At 68.6% G+C, this 16090-nt stretch carries 15 protein-coding genes; 11 read left to right on the top strand and 4 right to left on the bottom strand.

Annotated elements, in window-relative coordinates; genetic code table 11:
* Positions 1–7 precede the first annotated feature (7 nt).
* The 9 genes from iolB to E0H92_RS24320 all read left to right on the top strand — a co-directional run bounded on the left by iolB (position 8) and on the right by E0H92_RS24320 (position 10923).
* A complete protein-coding gene (iolB, locus tag E0H92_RS24280; protein WP_131497817.1) occupies positions 8–907 on the top strand; it encodes a 5-deoxy-glucuronate isomerase in 900 nt (299 codons plus the stop codon).
* Complete coding sequence (gene iolD, locus E0H92_RS24285; protein WP_131497818.1) at positions 904–2817, top strand: 3D-(3,5/4)-trihydroxycyclohexane-1,2-dione acylhydrolase (decyclizing); 1914 nt, start codon at positions 904–906, stop codon at positions 2815–2817. The genes iolB and iolD overlap by 4 nt, the downstream gene beginning before the upstream one ends.
* Positions 2817–3710 (top strand): TIM barrel protein, encoded by an 894-nt coding sequence (locus E0H92_RS24290; RefSeq protein ID WP_131460025.1) that lies wholly within the window; start codon positions 2817–2819, stop codon positions 3708–3710. Before iolD ends, E0H92_RS24290 begins: the two co-directional genes overlap by 1 nt.
* 82 nt (positions 3711–3792) lie before the next feature.
* Complete coding sequence (locus E0H92_RS24295; protein WP_131460024.1) at positions 3793–4788, top strand: sugar ABC transporter substrate-binding protein; 996 nt, start codon at positions 3793–3795, stop codon at positions 4786–4788.
* A gap of 9 nt (positions 4789–4797) precedes the next feature.
* Entirely contained in the window at positions 4798–5844 is a 1047-nt protein-coding gene (locus E0H92_RS24300) for an ABC transporter permease (protein WP_131460023.1), read from the top strand.
* Positions 5841–6701 carry an ATP-binding cassette domain-containing protein gene (locus tag E0H92_RS24305; RefSeq protein WP_131460022.1) on the top strand — a complete coding sequence of 287 codons (861 nt, stop codon included), beginning with the start codon at positions 5841–5843 and terminating at the stop codon, positions 6699–6701. The genes E0H92_RS24300 and E0H92_RS24305 overlap by 4 nt, the downstream gene beginning before the upstream one ends.
* The gene (locus E0H92_RS24310; protein ID WP_131460021.1) at positions 6698–7771 is read left to right on the top strand and encodes a Gfo/Idh/MocA family protein; all 1074 of its coding nucleotides are present in this window, start codon (positions 6698–6700) and stop codon (positions 7769–7771) included. Before E0H92_RS24305 ends, E0H92_RS24310 begins: the two co-directional genes overlap by 4 nt.
* 58 nt (positions 7772–7829) lie before the next feature.
* Positions 7830–9332, top strand: a complete 1503-nt coding sequence (locus E0H92_RS24315; RefSeq protein WP_131497819.1) for a CoA-acylating methylmalonate-semialdehyde dehydrogenase — start codon at positions 7830–7832, stop codon at positions 9330–9332.
* Positions 9333–9774: 442 nt separating this feature from the next.
* Complete coding sequence (locus tag E0H92_RS24320) at positions 9775–10923, top strand: aminoglycoside phosphotransferase/kinase family protein (RefSeq protein WP_131497820.1); 1149 nt, start codon at positions 9775–9777, stop codon at positions 10921–10923.
* On the opposite strand, the gene E0H92_RS24325 is transcribed toward E0H92_RS24320, so the two are convergent.
* Positions 10909–11790, bottom strand: coding sequence for a LysR family transcriptional regulator (locus E0H92_RS24325; protein ID WP_131497821.1), 882 nt, complete (start codon positions 11788–11790; stop codon positions 10909–10911). The two genes, E0H92_RS24320 and E0H92_RS24325, sit on opposite strands and share 15 nt — an antisense overlap.
* A gap of 76 nt (positions 11791–11866) precedes the next feature.
* Between E0H92_RS24325 and E0H92_RS24330 the strand changes: the two genes are divergently transcribed.
* Entirely contained in the window at positions 11867–12610 is a 744-nt protein-coding gene (locus E0H92_RS24330) for a CTP synthase C-terminal region-related (seleno)protein (protein ID WP_131497822.1), read from the top strand.
* Here E0H92_RS24330 and E0H92_RS24335 read toward each other — a convergent pair.
* Positions 12565–13566, bottom strand: coding sequence for a Gfo/Idh/MocA family protein (locus E0H92_RS24335; protein WP_131497823.1), 1002 nt, complete (start codon positions 13564–13566; stop codon positions 12565–12567). The genes E0H92_RS24330 and E0H92_RS24335 overlap by 46 nt on opposite strands.
* Positions 13567–13851: 285 nt before the next feature.
* Between E0H92_RS24335 and E0H92_RS24340 the strand changes: the two genes are divergently transcribed.
* On the top strand, positions 13852–14595 hold the full coding sequence (locus E0H92_RS24340; protein WP_131460015.1) for a GntR family transcriptional regulator: 744 nt from the start codon (positions 13852–13854) through the stop codon (positions 14593–14595).
* Here the strand turns inward: E0H92_RS24340 and E0H92_RS24345 are convergent.
* Both E0H92_RS24345 and E0H92_RS24350 read right to left on the bottom strand, forming a co-directional pair.
* Positions 14592–15338, bottom strand: a complete 747-nt coding sequence (locus tag E0H92_RS24345; protein WP_131497824.1) for a hypothetical protein — start codon at positions 15336–15338, stop codon at positions 14592–14594. The two genes, E0H92_RS24340 and E0H92_RS24345, sit on opposite strands and share 4 nt — an antisense overlap.
* Positions 15339–15351: 13 nt before the next feature.
* Complete coding sequence (locus E0H92_RS24350) at positions 15352–15852, bottom strand: SigE family RNA polymerase sigma factor (protein ID WP_202873790.1); 501 nt, start codon at positions 15850–15852, stop codon at positions 15352–15354.
* Positions 15853–16090 lie beyond the last annotated feature (238 nt).

A 16090-nucleotide genomic window follows, 5' to 3' on the forward strand; every position in this document is an offset into this window, starting at 1 on the left:
AGTTGGAATGACTGAATGGGTTCGGCCGGCCGGGACCGCTGCGAGCGACGGGTTCGAGCTCGCGGTGCGGCCGGGCGAGGCGGAGTGGCATCACACGGGGTTGCTGGTTCGCACGCTGCTTCCTGGGCAGTCGGTGGAGATCGATTCGGGCGACTGTGAGTACATCGTCCTTCCGTTGAGCGGATCGGCCGAGGTGATCGTGGACGGCGACGCGGTCCCGCTGGGGGGACGCGCGGACGTGTTCGCGGGCGCCACCGACCTGGCGTACGTGCCGCGAAACACGACCTTCGCCGTGGTCAGTGCCGGTGGCGCGCGGATCGCGTTCCCGCATGCCAAGGCGGCGACGGACCATCCGTTCCGGCGGATCGGCGCCGACGAGGTCGAGACCGAGCTCCGTGGCGCCGGGGTCGCCTCCCGCCAGGTCCGCAACTTCGGTACGCCGGGCGTCCTCGAGGCGGACTCGATCATTGCGTGCGAGGTGATCACGCCGGCCGGCAACTGGTCGTCGTACCCGCCGCACAAGCACGACGAGCACAAGCCGGGGAAGGAGAGCGAGCTCGAGGAGATCTACTACTTCGAGCTGCAGCTGTCCGACGACGTCCCGGAAGGTGTCAAGGGCAACGATCCGATCGGCTACCAGCGGGTCTACGGCACCGAGGAGCGCCCGATCGACGTCCTGGCGGAGGTCCGGAGCGGTGACGTGGTGCTGGTCCCGCACGGCTGGCACGGACCGGCGATGGCACCGCCCGGCTACGACATGTACTACCTCAATGTGATGGCCGGACCCGGCACCGAGCGCCAGTGGCTGATCACTGACGACCCGCAGCATGCCTGGGTCCGCGAACTGTGGAACTCCCAACATCTTGATCCGCGCCTACCTTTCGGACAAACAGGAGATGAGTCATGACGGTGCGTCTCACGGTCGCGCAGGCGCTGGTGCGATTCCTGAGCGTCCAGTACTCGGAGCGCGACGGGCTCAGGCAGCGGCTGATCGCCGGGTCACTGGGCATCTTCGGCCACGGCAACGTGGCCGGGCTCGGCCAGGCGTTGCTGCAGTCCGAACTCGAGGACCCGAAGGCCTTGCCGTACATCCTGGCCCGCAACGAGCAGGCCATGGTGCACACCGCGGCGGCCTTCACCCGGACCCGTGACCGGCTGCAGACCTACGCCTGTACGGCGAGTGTGGGCCCTGGCTCGACCAACATGGTGACCGGTGCGGCCCTCGCGACGATCAACCGGTTGCCGGTGCTGATCCTCCCTTCGGATGTCTTCGCGACCCGGGTGGCGACACCCGTGCTGCAGGAGCTGGAGAGCTTCGGCGCCGGTGACGTGTCGGTCAACGACGCGTTCCGCCCGGTGTCGAAGTACTTCGACCGCGTCTGGCGGCCCGAACAGTTGCCCTCGGCACTGATGAACGCGATGCGCGTGCTGACCGACCCGGTTGAGACCGGCGCGGTGACCCTGGCCTTGCCGCAAGACGTCCAGGCCGAGGCCTACGACTGGCCGGAAGAGCTCTTCGTCGAGCGCACCTGGTACGTCGCACGCCCCTTGCCGGAGGCATCAATTGTCGACAAGGCGGCAGATCTCCTACGGTCCGCGCAGCGACCGCTGATCGTCGCGGGCGGCGGCGTCCACTACTCGGGCGCAGAGGACGCGCTGCGCGAGTTCGCCGAGCGCACCGGCGTACCGGTGTCGGAAACCCAAGCAGGTAAGGGATCTCTGGCTTACGATCACCCGCAGGCGGTGGGCGCGGTCGGCTCGACCGGGACCACGGCAGCCAATGCGCTGGCCCGTGACGCGGACCTGGTGATCGGGATCGGCACCCGCTACAGCGACTTCACGACGGCATCGCGGACCGCCTTCCAGAATCCGCGGGTCCGGTTCCTGAACATCAACGTGGCGCGGTTCGACAGTGGCAAGCATGCCGGCCTCCCGGTGGTGGCCGATGCACGGGAAGCCCTTGTTTCGTTGGGATCCGCGCTCGGCGAGTGGTCCGTGGACGACAAGTACACAGCAGAGGCCCAGGAACTCACCAGGAACTGGAACGGAACTGTGGACGCAGTTTTCCGGCCCTCCGCCGACGTGACCGCGAAGCTGGCCGAAGGACTGCTCACCCAGGGCGAGGTGATCGGCGCCGTCAACGAATTGTCGGCGGCGTCTGATGTGGTTGTCTGCGCGGCCGGTTCGATGCCGGGTGACCTCCACAAACTGTGGCGGCCGCGCGACCCGAAGGGATACCACGTCGAATATGGCTTCTCCTGCATGGGATACGAGATCGCCGGCGGCCTCGGTGTCCGGCTCGGCGCGCCGGATCGCGACGTGTTCGTCCTGGTCGGCGACGGGTCGTACCTGATGATGTCCAGCGAGCTGGCCACCGCGGTCCAGGAGAACCTCAAGATCATCGTGGTCCTGGTGCAGAACCACGGCTTCGCGTCGATCGGTGCGCTTTCGGAGTCACTCGGTTCGCAGCGCTTCGGGACGGCGTACCGCAAGCGGACCGGTGACGGCCGGCTCGACGGGGACTACCTGCCCGTCGACCTCGCGGCGAACGTGCGCAGTTTCGGTGTCGACGTGATCGACGTCCACAGCCGGCCCGAGCTGGAGAAGGCGATCCAGACCGCAAAGGCGGCCACCGGGCCGATCGCGATCCACGTCACGACCGACCCGTTGGTCGGCGGTCCGGACAGCGACTCCTGGTGGGACGTCCCGGTCAGCGAGGTGTCGGAGCTGCAGTCCACGCAGGCCGCCGCGGCGACGTACGAGGAGAGCAAGAAGGCCCAGCGTCCGTACCTGACTCCGGCCGAGGGGGACGCCTGATGGGCAGAGTCGACATTGGTACGGCGCCGGACTCGTGGGGAGTGTGGTTCGCCGACGACCCGCGGCAGACACCGTGGACGCGGTTCCTCGACGAGGTCGCCGCGGCCGGGTACACGCGGATCGAGCTCGGCCCGTACGGGTACCTTCCGACCGACCCGGTCAGGTTGCAGGACGAGCTCGATCAGCGCGGTCTGACGATGACCGCCGGTACGACGTTCGAGCAGCTGCATCGCCCCGACGGGTGGGACGCGACCTGGCGCGATGTCGTCAAGACGGCCGAGCTGACGGCCGCGATGGGTGCGAAGCATCTGGTCGTGATGCCGTCGATGTGGCGCGGTGACAACGGCGAGGTCGTCGAGGACCGACTGGACCACGAGGGACAGGCCAGGCACGGGAAGGCAGTGACCGAGCTGGGCCGACGCCTCAAGGAGGAGTTCGGTCTCCAGACGCAGTACCACCCGCACGCGGACGGGCATGTCGACACGCAGGACACGGTCGAGCGCTTCCTCGAGGAGACCGACAGCGCCTTCGTGAACCTGTGCCTCGACACCGGCCACATCAGCTATTGCGGCGGCGACAACCTCGAGCTGATCCGGAAGTACCCGGAGCGGATCGGCTACGTCCACCTCAAGCAGGTCGCCCCGAAGATCCTCGCGGAGGTCGAGGCCGAGGGCCTGAGCATGGACGAGGCGGTACGGCGGGGCGTGATGTGCGAGCCGCCCAACGGCGTACCCGAGCTCCCGCCGGTCCTCGACGCGCTGGCCGCGCTCGGCGCCGACGTGTTCGCGATCGTGGAGCAGGACATGTACCCGTGTGCGCCCGACGTACCGCTGCCGATCGCGCAGCGGACGTTGGCGTATCTCACTGGATGTGGGGGTGGCGGATCGAGATGACGGCCGCGGGAGTGTGACACTCTCGGGTCCCCAAGCACGTCCGCGCAACGTCGCGCGGTTCACGAAAGGCTGGTAGCAAGTCATGGTTCGGTGGCAGAAGAAGACGGGGGCCGCGGTCGCGGCTGTCGTGCTCGCCGCGGCTCTGGCCGCGTGCAGTTCCTCCGGCGGCAAGCAGAAGGAGCAGAGCTCCGGCGACAGCGGCGGCAACGTCGCGGACACGCCGCGGATGAAGGTTGCCATGATCACCCACTCGGGTCCCGGCGACACCTTCTGGGACATCGTGCGGCGCGGGGCCGAGGCGGCCGCGAAGAAGGACAACATCGAGCTGCAGTACTCCGCCGACCCGGACGGCGCGGCCCAGGCGAACCTCGTGCAGACCGCGATCGACTCCAAGGTCGACGGCATCGCGGTCACGCTGAACAAGCCGGACGCGGTGATCCCGAACGTCAAGAAGGCGATCGCCGCCGGTATCCCGGTGACGATCCTCAACGGCGGACTCGACCAGTGGAAGACCACCGGCGCGCTCGGGTACTTCGGCCAGGACGAGCGGATCGCCGGCCAGGCGACCGGCGAGAAGCTGAAGCAGCTCGGCGCGAAGAAGGTCATCTGCGTCATCCACGAGCAGGGCAACGTCAGCCTGGAGGCGCGCTGCCAGGGCATCAAGGACAAGTTCGGCAACGTCGAGAACGTCAACGTCAACGGCACCGACCAGCCGGGCACGCAGGCGACCCTGACCTCGAAGCTGCAGGCGGACAAGACCGCCGACTATGTCGTCGCGCTGAACGCGGGCATCGCGCTGACCGCGGTTCAGGCGGCCAAGGACGCGGGCTCGTCGGCGAAGGTCGGCAGCTTCGACATGAGCAAGGAGATGGCCAAGGCGGTCGCCGACGGCACCGTGCAGTTCGCCGTCGACCAGCAGCCGTACCTGCAGGGCTACCTCGCGGTCGACGCGATCTGGCTCTACCGGACCAACGGCGACACCATCGGCGGCGGCGAGGCGACCCTGACCGGGCCCGCGTTCATCGACAAGTCGAACATCGCGGCGGTCCAGAAGTACGCCGAAGCCGGGACGCGCTGAGGTAGCGCCATGGCATCGACCATCACCTCACCCGCCGCGGCGGACGACCGGGTCTCGGCCCGGTCCATCGGAGCCCGGCTGCTCAGCCGGCCCGAGATCGGGTCGCTCGTCGGCGCGGCCGTGATCCTGGTGTTCTTCGTGATCGCCGCGCCGCCGTTCCGCGACATCAACAACACCGGCACGATCCTGTACCAGGCCGCATTGATCGGTGTGATGGCCGTGCCGGTGTCGCTGCTGATGGTCGGCGGCGAGTTCGACCTGTCGGCCGGGGTCGCGGTGACGACCTCCGGCCTGACCGCGGGCCTGTTCGCCTACCAGTTCAGCGTGAACGTCTGGGTCGGCGCGGCCGTCGCCCTGGTGCTCTCGCTGGCGATCGGCGCGTTCAACGGCTGGCTGCTGATGCGGACGGGCCTGCCCAGCTTCCTGGTGACACTGGGCACCTTCTTCATCCTGCAGGGCCTGAACATCGCGGTCACCAGGCTCGCTTCCGGCGCCGTCGCGTCGAACTCGATCAGTGACATGGACGGGTTCGGCGCGGCGAAGGCGATCTTCGCGTCGGAGTTCAAGATCGGCGGCGTGACGATCAAGATCCTGATCGTCTGGTGGATCGTGTTCGTCGCGATCGCCGCCTGGGTGCTGCTGAAGACGCAGATCGGCAACTGGATCTTCGCGGTCGGCGGTGACGCGGCGGCGGCACGGGCCGTCGGCGTGCCGGTGAAGAAGGTCAAGATCGGCCTGTTCATGGCGGTCGGGTTCTTCGCCTGGTTCACGGGCATGTTCCTGCTGTTCGTGCAGAACGGCGTGGTGCAGTCCGGTGAAGGCGTCGGCAAGGAGTTCCTCTACATCATCGCGGCGGTCGTCGGCGGCTGCCTGCTCACCGGCGGCTACGGGTCGGTCGTGGGCGGCGCGGTCGGTGCGCTGATCTTCGGAATGGTCCAGCTGGGCGTCGTGTACGCCGGCTGGAACCCGGACTGGTTCAAGGCGTTCCTCGGCGCGATGCTGCTGCTGGCGACCATCGTCAATCTCGTCGTCAAGAACCGGGCGGAGGCACGATGACCACCACGGAGTCGTTCGCGGACGAGGCGTCGACCAGCCCGAACACGCCGATCGTGCTGCTCGAGGACGTCGGTAAGAGCTACGGCAACATCCAGGCGCTGCGCGGGGTGTCGCTGTCGGTCCGGCAGGGCGAGATCACCTGCGTGCTCGGTGACAACGGCGCGGGGAAGTCGACGCTGATCAAGATCATCGCCGGACTGCACGACTACACGTCCGGCCGGATGTCGGTGAACGGCGAGGAGCGGCACTTCGGCTCGCCGCGCGAGTCGCTCGACAGCGGTATCGCGACCGTCTACCAGGACCTGGCGCTGGCGCCGTTGATGTCGGTCTGGCGGAACTTCTTCCTCGGTAACGAGCTCACCAAGGGGCCGTTCCGGCAGCTGGACGCGGCGAAGATGAAGCGGATCGCGCAGGAGGAGCTGACCAAGATGGGGATCTCGATCCCCGATCTCGAGCAGCCGGTCGGCAAGCTGTCGGGCGGTCAGCGGCAGTGTGTGGCGATCGCGCGGGCGATCCACTTCGGCGCCAAGGTGCTCATCCTGGACGAGCCGACCGCGGCGCTCGGCGTGAACCAGTCGGGGGTGGTGCTGAAGTACGTCGTGAAGGCGCGGGACGCCGGGATCGGGGTCATCTTCATCACCCACAACCCGCACCACGCGTACCTGGTCGGCAACCACTTCGTCGTGCTGAAACTCGGCCGGGTGGCGCTCGACACGCATCGGGCCGACATCACGCTGGAACAGCTGACCACCGAGATGGCCGGCGGTTCCGAGCTGGAAGCGCTGAGCCACGAGCTGCGGGAGATCAACCCCGAGGTGGTCGTGGATGATGGACAGAAGGGGCAGGAGGGGACATGACCGATCTGCGGGTCGGGATCGTCGGCGTCGGAGTGATGGGCGCCGACCATGCCGAACGCGTTGTCCGGAAGACCGCGGGCGCACGCCTGGTCGCGGTCTCCGACGCGGATGCGGGCCGGGCCGAGGCGCTCGCCGGCAGGCTCTCGCCACGGTCGGCCGGTGAGCCCGCCAGTACGGCGAGGCATTCGGGCGGTTCGGCGTACGCGGAGACCGTTCGCGTGGTCGAGGATCCGATGGATCTGATCGCGGCCGATGACGTCGACGCGGTGATCCTGGCGTCGCCGGGGTTCGCGCACGCGGAGCAGCTGTTCGCCTGCTTGGAGCACGGGAAGCCGGTGCTGTGCGAGAAACCGCTGACGATGGACGCGGCGTCGGCGTTGCGCGTGGTCGAGGCCGAACACAAGCTCGGACGGCAGCTGATCCAGGTCGGGTTCATGCGGCGTTTCGACCCGGAGTACGCCGCCTTGAAGCAACTGCTCGACTCGGGTGACCTCGGGCGGACGCTGCTGCTGCACAACGTGCACCGGAACAAGTCGGCCGCGCCGACGTTCCGGAGCGAGATGATCGTCCGCGACTCGATGGTGCACGAGGTCGACGTCGCCCGCTGGTTGTTCGGCGAGGAGATCACCCGGATCACCGTGCACACCCCGGCGCCGACGAGTCTGGTCGGGGACGGCGTACTCGATCCGCAGCTGGCCGTGTTCGAGCTGGCGAACGGGGCGATGGCCGACGTCGAGGTGTTCGTGAACTTCCAGGTCGGGTACGAGGTCCGGTGTGAGGCGGTCGCCGAGCGGGGGAGCGCCACGATCGGTCTCGGGTCCGGTGTCTTCACCCGGGCCGGCGAGCGGTGGGGCGGCACGATGCCGGCCGACTTCCGGATCCGGTTCGAGCAGGCGTACGACATCGAGGTGCAACGCTGGGTCGACGCCACCGTGCGCGGTGCGATCGACGGGCCGAGTGCCTGGGACGGCTACGCGGCGGCGGCCGTCTGCGAGGCCGGGCTGGAGTCGTTGAGCACCGGCAAGCCCGTCGACGTCGCCCTGGCCGATCGGAGCAAGGTTCTGGGATGAGCCGCGGGCAGCAGGACGGACAGCGTTTCGGAAACACCACCGGCAGTGAGGAAACATCGTGAGTACTGACAGCAAGCGCATCACCCACCTCGTCGGCGGCAGCTCGTGGACCGGCGTGGCCGAGCGGACCAGCAAGGTCTACAACCCCGCGACCGGTCAGGTCACGGGTGAGCTGGACCTGGCGTCGGCGGCCACGGTCGACGAGGTCGTCAAGGTCGCTCACGAGGCGTCGAAGACCTGGGCCCAGACCTCGCTCACGAAGCGCGCGCAGGTTCTGTTCGCGTACCGCGAGCTGGTGAACCGTGACAAGGACCGGATCGCGCAGCTGATCACCGCCGAGCACGGCAAGGTGCTGTCCGACGCGCTCGGCGAGGTGACCCGCGGCCTCGAGGTGATCGAGTTCGCCTGCGGGATCCCGCACCTGCTCAAGGGCGGGTACAGCGAGGGCGTCTCGACCAAGGTCGACGTGTACTCGATCCGGCAGCCGCTCGGCGTCAGCGCCGTGATCTCGCCGTTCAACTTCCCGGCCATGGTGCCGATGTGGTTCGTCCCGATCGCTGTTGCCTGTGGCAACAGTGTGGTGATCAAGCCGTCCGAGAAGGACCCGTCCGCGGCGAACGCGATGGCCGGGCTGTGGAAGGAGGCCGGCCTGCCGGACGGCGTCGTGAACGTCGTGCACGGTGACAAGGAGGCGGTCGACCGGCTGCTCGAACACCCGGACATCAAGTCGGTGTCGTTCGTCGGGTCGACGCCGATCGCGAAGTACGTCTACGAGAACGGCACCCGCAACGGCAAGCGCGTGCAGGCGCTCGGCGGCGCGAAGAACCACATGATCGTGCTGCCGGACGCGGACCTGGACCTCGCCGCGGACGCGGCCGTGAACGCCGGGTTCGGGTCGGCGGGCGAGCGGTGCATGGCGATCTCCGCGCTGGTGGCGGTCGAGCCGATCGCCGACGAGCTGATCGGCAAGATCAAGGAGCGGATGGGCAAGCTGACGACCGGCGACGGGACCCGCGGCTGCGACATGGGCCCGTTGGTGACCGGCGAGCACCGCGACAAGGTCGCCGGGTACGTCGCGGCCGGGGTCGAGGCCGGCGCCGAGCTGGTGGTCGACGGGCGCGCGGGTGACTTCGACGGCGCGGACGACGGGTTCTGGCTCGGTCCGACGCTGTTCGACAAGGTGACGCCGGAGATGTCGATCTACACCGACGAGATCTTCGGCCCGGTGCTGTCCGTGGTGCGTACGTCGTCGTACGACGATGCGCTCGAGCTGGTGAACTCGAACCCGTACGGGAACGGGACGGCGATCTTCACCAACGACGGCGGGGCGGCGCGCCGGTTCCAGAACGAGGTGGAGGTCGGGATGGTCGGGATCAACGTCCCGATCCCGGTGCCGATGGCGTACTACTCGTTCGGCGGCTGGAAGAACTCGCTGTTCGGCGACACCCACGCGCACGGGGCCGAAGGCGTGCATTTCTTCACCCGCGGCAAGGTGGTCACCTCGCGCTGGCTGGACCCGTCCCACGGCGGCATCAACCTCGGCTTCCCAACCCACGACTGAACGGCGCTTTGGGTGTAGCGTCGAAGGTGACCCCCGGGGCATGAGGAGTACCGCGGCGTACGCAGGGCCGTCGGCCCGTCCTCAGTCGCGATCTGCAAGCTCCGGAGTGCGTCATGTCCAAGAACAAAGGCGGGCGTGAAGTCCGCAAACCCAAGCAACCCAAACGGCCGAAACCGAACCCGAGCGACAGCTCGATCATCCCGCCCACCAAACAAGGGCGGAAGTAGCCGTCCGGACCGCAGTTCCCCGGGGACTGCGGTCCCGGGCGGGCCGGCGCGCGTGACCGTTGACCGGCGGGCTCGGGCTGGGTAGCCTCGCTGGTGCGTTCGAGGGCGCACCGAGACTCGCCGGAAGGCTGGAAGCCACCTCGATTCCCGGAGCCGAGTGCGATCGATGACGCTCTCTTGAGACCCGTGCGAGTCCGGGTGCGAGAGGACGCATCATGAAACTGCTGCCCGATCGGCCCAGCATCGAGTACCTGCGCAAGGAAGCGAAGGATCTCCTCGCGGTACTCCGGGAGTCCACGCCGGGCGCCTCGCTCGCGGACGCGCAACGTGCGCTGGCCGCGGAGTACGGCGTCCGCGACTGGCCGGCGTTGAAGGCCGAGGTCGAGCGCCGGGCCGCGGACACGCCCACCGCGCCTGAAGGTCTGGCCGAGGACCTCGCCGAAGCGTTCGACCTGGGGACGTTGACCGAGCCGGCCAAACCCGTGCTGTTCACCGCGATGGGGCGCTGCTGGGAGTTCCGGACCGATCGCGGGCGTTGGCTGGCCGTCACGGTCTACGACTGGATCACGGATGAGCAAGCCAAACTCGGCGCCCGGCTCCGTGACGCGGCTGTCGCGGCGGGAGTCGCCGCGCCGGCCGCGGCGATCAGTCCGCACGGCCGCCTGATCGAGAAGGTGCGCGGCGGGAACTGGCGTGTGCACGAGTGGCTCGAAGTCGGACCGGAGCCGGTCCTGCCGGTGTCGACGGCGATGGCTCGTCGAGCGGGTGCCTTGTTCGGGACGTTGCACGCGTTGGCCATCCCGAGCGACGAGCCGATCCACGGCTACCTGACCTACCGTCGCTCAGAGGCCGAGTGGCAGCACCTCCTCGGTCGTGCGCGGGCGGCCGGCAAACCATGGGCCGAGCAACTCGAGGCACGCTTGCCGGTGTTCCGCGAGTTGCAGGCGATCGAGCTCGAGGCACCGGACGAACTCATGCTCTGCAACCGGAACCTGAACCCGGAGAACGTTCGCCAGGGACGCGACGGAGAGCTCACCGTCATGGAGTGGGACTTCGCCGGATCGCTCAGCCCCGAGCTCGAGCTCGGCTCCGCGCTGACGCAGTGGCTGATGCGGCCGCACGTCAACCAGCGTGGGCTGTCGGCGTTCCGGGACGGGTACGGCGAAGTGCGGGAGTGGCCGAAGCTTGGGCTGGACTCGTTCGCGGTGGCGATCTCCGGCTGGCTGAACTGGACGTACAACGCGATCTGCGAGGCGATCGACCCGGAGGACGCCGAGCGCGCGGTCTTCGCCGAGCGGGAGGCTGTCGAGGTGCTGGACCGGCCGATGACACGTGGTGGCCTGGAGCAACTACTCGTGGTCTGAGAGGGCGGCGGCCACGGCCTCTGCAGCTGGCTCGGAGAGGTGGCCGTGCAGGAGCTCGGTGCGGTGGACCAGGCGTGGCGTGGTGAGTGAAACGGCGGCGACGTCTGGTGTGACCGCTGCCCGCGGGAGCACCGCCAAGCCATGGCCGGAGCTGATCAGAGTGAGCAGCGTGTGGAGGTCGGTGCCGTTGTAGGTGAACGCCGGGCGGAGCGCGTCGGAGCCGGCTGCGGCGCGCAACGTCGCAAGCGGGGCGGCGATGTCGGGGGCGTCGATCCACCGCGCGTCAGCGAGATCGCCGAGTGAGAGACCACGGCCGGACCGCGCCAGTGGGTGGGTCGTGGGAAGGGCTACGACCAGGGCGTCGTGGGCGACGGAGGTGGTGCGTAGCTGTACGGCGTTGGTCAGGTTGAGGGGGTCGGTGGGGGTGGCGATACCGTCGACTAGTCCGAGGGTGAACGTGCCGGCGGCGATACCCGCGACGACCTGATCACGCCCACAGACGGTCAGCGACGTGTCGGTGCCGGGATAGGCGCGTCGTACCTCGGCCAGCGCGGTCGCGAGTGACCGGGTCGCCAGGGGAGACGCGGCGAGGGTGAGGGTGCTGGGCGGGTCCGCGACGGTACGGCGTACGTCGGCGCGGGCCGCGTCCAGGCGGAGCAGGATCGGGCCGGCGTGTTCGAGCAGGCGCTCGCCCGCCGGTGTCGGTACGACGGGTCGTCGGCGGAGCAACGGCGTACCGAGGTCGCTCTCCAGGGCGGCGATGTGCTGGGACACCGCGGACTGGGTGTAGCCGAGTCGCGAGGCCGCGGCGGAGAACGAGCCGCACTCGGCGACCGTGACGAACGTCCGCAGCAGATGAGGATCCACGGGTATCAGTATCTCTGATCGACCATGCAGAGATCATCGTTGGCGCTGATGCTCGCCCCAGCCTGAGGATGGAGCCATGCACGCTTACTCCGGACGCCTTGCCCTGGTCGGTGACCGCTCGCCGCATGTCCGCTCACACTCCCGGATTCCTGGATTGCTCCAAGCGCTCGAGGAGCGTGAACACCTGGACCTCGACGTGTACTGGGTCCCGACCGACGAGGTGGACGATGCGCTGGAGGCCTTCGACGGGATCTGGCTGCTGCCCGGCAGCCCGTACCGCAGCGAGGCCGGCGCGATCACCGCGGTCCGGATCGCCCGCGAGAACGGCATACCGTTCCTCGGCACCTGTGCCGGGCTCCAGCACGCGATGCTCGAGTTCGCGCGCAACGTCTGCGGCGCCACCGGTGCACAGCACGCGGAGAGCACGCCGGACGCCGACGACCTTCTGATCGTGCCCATGCAGTGCTCGCTCGAGGGGCATGAGGGCGCGGTGCAGGTACGGCCGGGGAGCCGCGCGGCGGAGCTACTAGGTGTAGAGCGTTCGATGGAGCGCTACCACTGCGCGTATGGCCTGGACAGCAGCAAGCTAGGACCACTACGCGAGCACGGGATGGTCTTCAGTGGGTACGACGACGCGGGGGAACCGCGCATCGCGGAGCTGCCGGAGCACCCGTTCTACCTGGCCAGCCTGTTCCAGCCGGAGCTGGCCGGTGACGGCAGGCGCCCGCACCCGTTCATCCAGGCGTTTGCGCACGCGGTCGCCGGCCGCGGCGATCAGATCGCGGAGACCGGTCGCGGAGCCATCCCCGCGGCGAGGTAGCAGGCGTCGATGAGCTCCATCGTGGCCAGCGCGTCGTCGGCGTCGGTGAGCAGCGGAGCCCCGTTGCGGACAGCCCCCGCGAACGCCTCCAACTGATACGTGTACGACGTGCGCGTGCCGAGGTGCTCGACCCACGTGTCTTCCTTGGTCGTCACGATCACCCGGTCGTCCTTCTGCGGGAGCACGTAGAACGGGGCGAACGCCTCACCACGGCTGCCGACGACCTTGAGACTGAACTCGACGTCGTCGGCCGCCATGCTGGTCCGCACTACGCCGGTCGCGCCGTTCGGGAACTCGAGGTCGGCGTTCAGCCACTCGTCCACACCAGGCAGCCGCTTGCGCTCACCGGCGCGGGCGCTGACGAGCGTCGGCGCGCCACCGGCGTACTGCCCGAACATCCGCTGCGCGTGCAGCGCGTAGCAGCCGACGTCCATCACGGCGCCGCCGGCGAGCGGCAGCGACCAGCGCGGGTCGGCGTCCGGCGGCGGGGGCATCACCATCGTCGCCTCGACCTGCTGCAGGTCGCCGAGCTCGCCCTTGGAGACCAGCTCCTGCAGCCGCCGCATCACCGGGTGGTACGCGTAGTGGAACGCCTCCATGAACACCAGACCGGAGGCGCGGACGGCATCCCGGACCTCCAGCGCCTCGGCGGCGTTGCTGGTCGACGGCTTCTCGGTCAGCACATGTTTGCCTGCGGCAAGAGCCCGCAGGTTCCACGGACCGTGCAGTCCGTTCGCCAGCGGGTTGTAGACGGCTTCGATCTCCGGATCGTCCAGCAATTGCTGGTACGACGCGTGGACCCGTTCGACACCGTGCTCGGCGGCGAAGGCTTCGGCGCGGCCGGTGTCGCGCGCGGCGACCGCGACCAGCCGCGCGCCGGTCAGCTTGGCCGGCTCGACGATGGCCCGGCCGGCGATCCGGGCGGCACCGAGGATGCCGATGCGAAGCGGTTCCATGCGTTCTCCCTTGCTGACAGCGATCCGGGCGGCGGGGGCGAGTCCTCGAGAGCGGCGAACCCGGTAAGCCTAGTTCCTCACGACATAGGCTCTCCGAGCAGGCGAAGCCGTCATCCTGCCCCAGCATGCCCAGGTGCCAAACCCGGTGCCCGCGATCCGGACCGTGGCGGCCGGAAAGTTCACCCGGCGTTCAGCGGGTTTCGGCTCCGGCAGCGGGCGGCGCCAGGTCTGATCAAATTCGGGTGGTGGCTCGACGGATTCCGGTCCAGCCTTCAGGATGAGCCCATGAGTACCGTCCAGGTCCAGGTCGATCGGAACAGCCGTACGCCGTTGCACGTGCAGCTGGCGCAGCAGCTGGAGGCGGCCATCCAGGGCGGCGAACTGCCCGTCGGGTCCCGGCTGAGCAACGAGGTGGACCTGGCCGAGGCCTATGGACTGAGCCGGCCGACCGTTCGCCAGGCGATCGCCCGTCTGGTCGACCAGGGCCTCCTGGTCCGCAAACGCGGCGTCGGGACCCAGGTGGTCGGCAACTCCGGACAGGTACGTCGTTCGCTCGAACTGACCAGCCTGTACGACGACCTCACCTCGGCGCACCGTAAGCCCGAAACCGACGTACTGCGCTTCGGAATCTCACCCGCGACGGCAGAGGTCGCCACTGCACTGCAATGCGAGCTGGGCGACCGGGTGCTGCGGCTGGAGCGACTGCGGCGAGCAGACGGCGAGCCGCTCGCTCTGATGCGCAACTGGCTGCCGCCGGAGATCCTGGAGACCGACCCGGCCACGCTGGCCGAGCGTGGTCTCTACCAGCTGCTGCGCGCTGAGGGGGTCCGGTTGAAGGTGGCGCACCAGACCATCTCCGCCATACCGGCAACACCCGAGCAGGCGAAGCTGCTGTCGGAGGAGCCGGGCTCACCGCTTCTGGCGACCACGCGGATCACGTACGACGACCACGGCCAGCCGGTCGAGTACGGCTCCCACCTGTACCGCGCGAGCCGGTACTCCTTCGAGCACACGCTCGTGCACCGCTAAGACCCCGTAGTCGCCTGGCGGGGTGGGAAGACCCACTGCGTGCTGCGAGCGATCTCTGCCAGTTGGGCCGCTGTCAGCAGCGGACTGGTCCGGGTGTGCTCGCTCTTCTCCTTGGGGGCGTTGAAGTTGGTCAGGCTGATCTGAGTGCCGTTGGGCCGGAAGAGCTCCACGATGGTCTCCCGGACGCCACCGGGGGTCGGTCGGTCCGGGTACAGCGGCTGGTTGTCGTACACGACGTGCACGCTGCGGTCTGCGTGGATCGTGCACGTTCCGGGTGGAAACGGGTTGCAGTCGGTGATGGCGTCCGCAGTGGTGATGCTCAGCGTGAGCAGCGAGGCCCCGGCACCGTCGTCGAGCAGCACGCTGGCCTCGTTGGTGCCGAGGCCATAACCACCGGACTTCGTGGAGGTGATCGGGGTGAGTCCGTTCGGCAGGAGGCTCGTCAGCGTCGCCAAGGTCTCCGCCGGCGTCACTGGTTGCGAAACGGTCGGCTTGGGAGTCAGAACTGTCGTGCTGGCCGGCTCTACCTGGGCATCGGTGCGCAGTACCTGACTGCTGCCGATGACGACTCCAAGGGTGGCCAGTACGGCGGTTGCGCCGGACAGACCTGCTAGCGCGGTCCGGCGCCGTCGCAGCACCTTCCCGCGACGGATGCCGCGGGCAACCAGCTCGGGGGTGGCGGGCTGCAGGTCCTCGGTCGCCCGGCGCATCAGGTCCGGGAGGCTGTCGTGCAGGTTGGTCATCGGGGCTCCCAGGTCATAGTGCGGCCAGATGAACGGCTTCGTCGCCCAGGACTGCCCGGAGACGGCTCAGCGCGCGTGACGTGCGGGTCCGGATCGCACCGGTGTTCTTGCCGAGGTCGTCCGCGACCTGCTCCGCACTGCGATCCTCGAAATACCGCAGTACCAGGACTGCTCGGTCGAGTGGGGACAACTCGGCCATTGCCTGCAGCAAGGACAGGCGGAGCTCGTGGTCACCGGTCTGGTCGGCTCGGTCGGGTGTGCGCTCCACAGGTCGCTCCGTCGAGCTGCGCCGACGCCGCTGGGAGATGTACGTCCGCGCCAGGACGGTCTGCGCGTACGCCGCCGGGTTGTCGGTCTGCTCCACCCGCCGCCACGCCCGGTACAGCTTGGCCAGCGTCTCCTGGACCAGGTCTTCGGCCAGGTGGTGCTCACCGGCCAGCAGCCATGCCGACCGGTACAGCTGCGGCGTCCGCGCTTTCGCGAACTCCTCGAAATCCTCCGTCGCCCGTGTCAAAGCCACCCTCCCGAGGTCCCTGTCACCCGGTTCGACGCCGTGAGTGGCGGTTCTGTTACCTACGGAATTGCAACAAGCTGCAGTTTTCTGGACCCGGCCGTGACCCGATCGATACGGTGAGTGAGCCAACGGCATGTCACGGTTGTCCACAGGGCAGCAGACGCAGGTGGCGCCGGATGCCCCACGGTTGAAAGGATGGTCCCGCATGGTGACCGAGCGTGGTCGCCGGACGGGACTC

The sequence above is a fragment of the Kribbella speibonae genome (assembly GCF_004331375.1).
Taxonomy (GTDB): Bacteria; Actinomycetota; Actinomycetes; order Propionibacteriales; family Kribbellaceae; genus Kribbella; species Kribbella sindirgiensis.

Excerpts from the sequence above, each read along its gene's own strand:
- E0H92_RS24300 (WP_131460023.1), top strand. The coding sequence starts at position 4,798 with ATGGCATCGACCATCACCTCACCCGCCGCGGCGGACGACCGGGTCTCG.
- E0H92_RS24345 (WP_131497824.1), bottom strand. The coding sequence starts at position 15,338 with ATGACCAACCTGCACGACAGCCTCCCGGACCTGATGCGCCGGGCGACC.
- E0H92_RS24330 (WP_131497822.1), top strand. The coding sequence starts at position 11,867 with ATGCACGCTTACTCCGGACGCCTTGCCCTGGTCGGTGACCGCTCGCCG.
- E0H92_RS24340 (WP_131460015.1), top strand. The coding sequence starts at position 13,852 with ATGAGTACCGTCCAGGTCCAGGTCGATCGGAACAGCCGTACGCCGTTG.
- E0H92_RS24295 (WP_131460024.1), top strand. The coding sequence starts at position 3,793 with ATGGTTCGGTGGCAGAAGAAGACGGGGGCCGCGGTCGCGGCTGTCGTG.
- E0H92_RS24310 (WP_131460021.1), top strand. The coding sequence starts at position 6,698 with ATGACCGATCTGCGGGTCGGGATCGTCGGCGTCGGAGTGATGGGCGCC.
- E0H92_RS24305 (WP_131460022.1), top strand. The coding sequence starts at position 5,841 with ATGACCACCACGGAGTCGTTCGCGGACGAGGCGTCGACCAGCCCGAAC.
- iolD (WP_131497818.1), top strand. The coding sequence starts at position 904 with ATGACGGTGCGTCTCACGGTCGCGCAGGCGCTGGTGCGATTCCTGAGC.
- iolB (WP_131497817.1), top strand. The coding sequence starts at position 8 with ATGACTGAATGGGTTCGGCCGGCCGGGACCGCTGCGAGCGACGGGTTC.
- E0H92_RS24320 (WP_131497820.1), top strand. The coding sequence starts at position 9,775 with ATGAAACTGCTGCCCGATCGGCCCAGCATCGAGTACCTGCGCAAGGAA.
- E0H92_RS24335 (WP_131497823.1), bottom strand. The coding sequence starts at position 13,566 with ATGGAACCGCTTCGCATCGGCATCCTCGGTGCCGCCCGGATCGCCGGC.
- E0H92_RS24290 (WP_131460025.1), top strand. The coding sequence starts at position 2,817 with ATGGGCAGAGTCGACATTGGTACGGCGCCGGACTCGTGGGGAGTGTGG.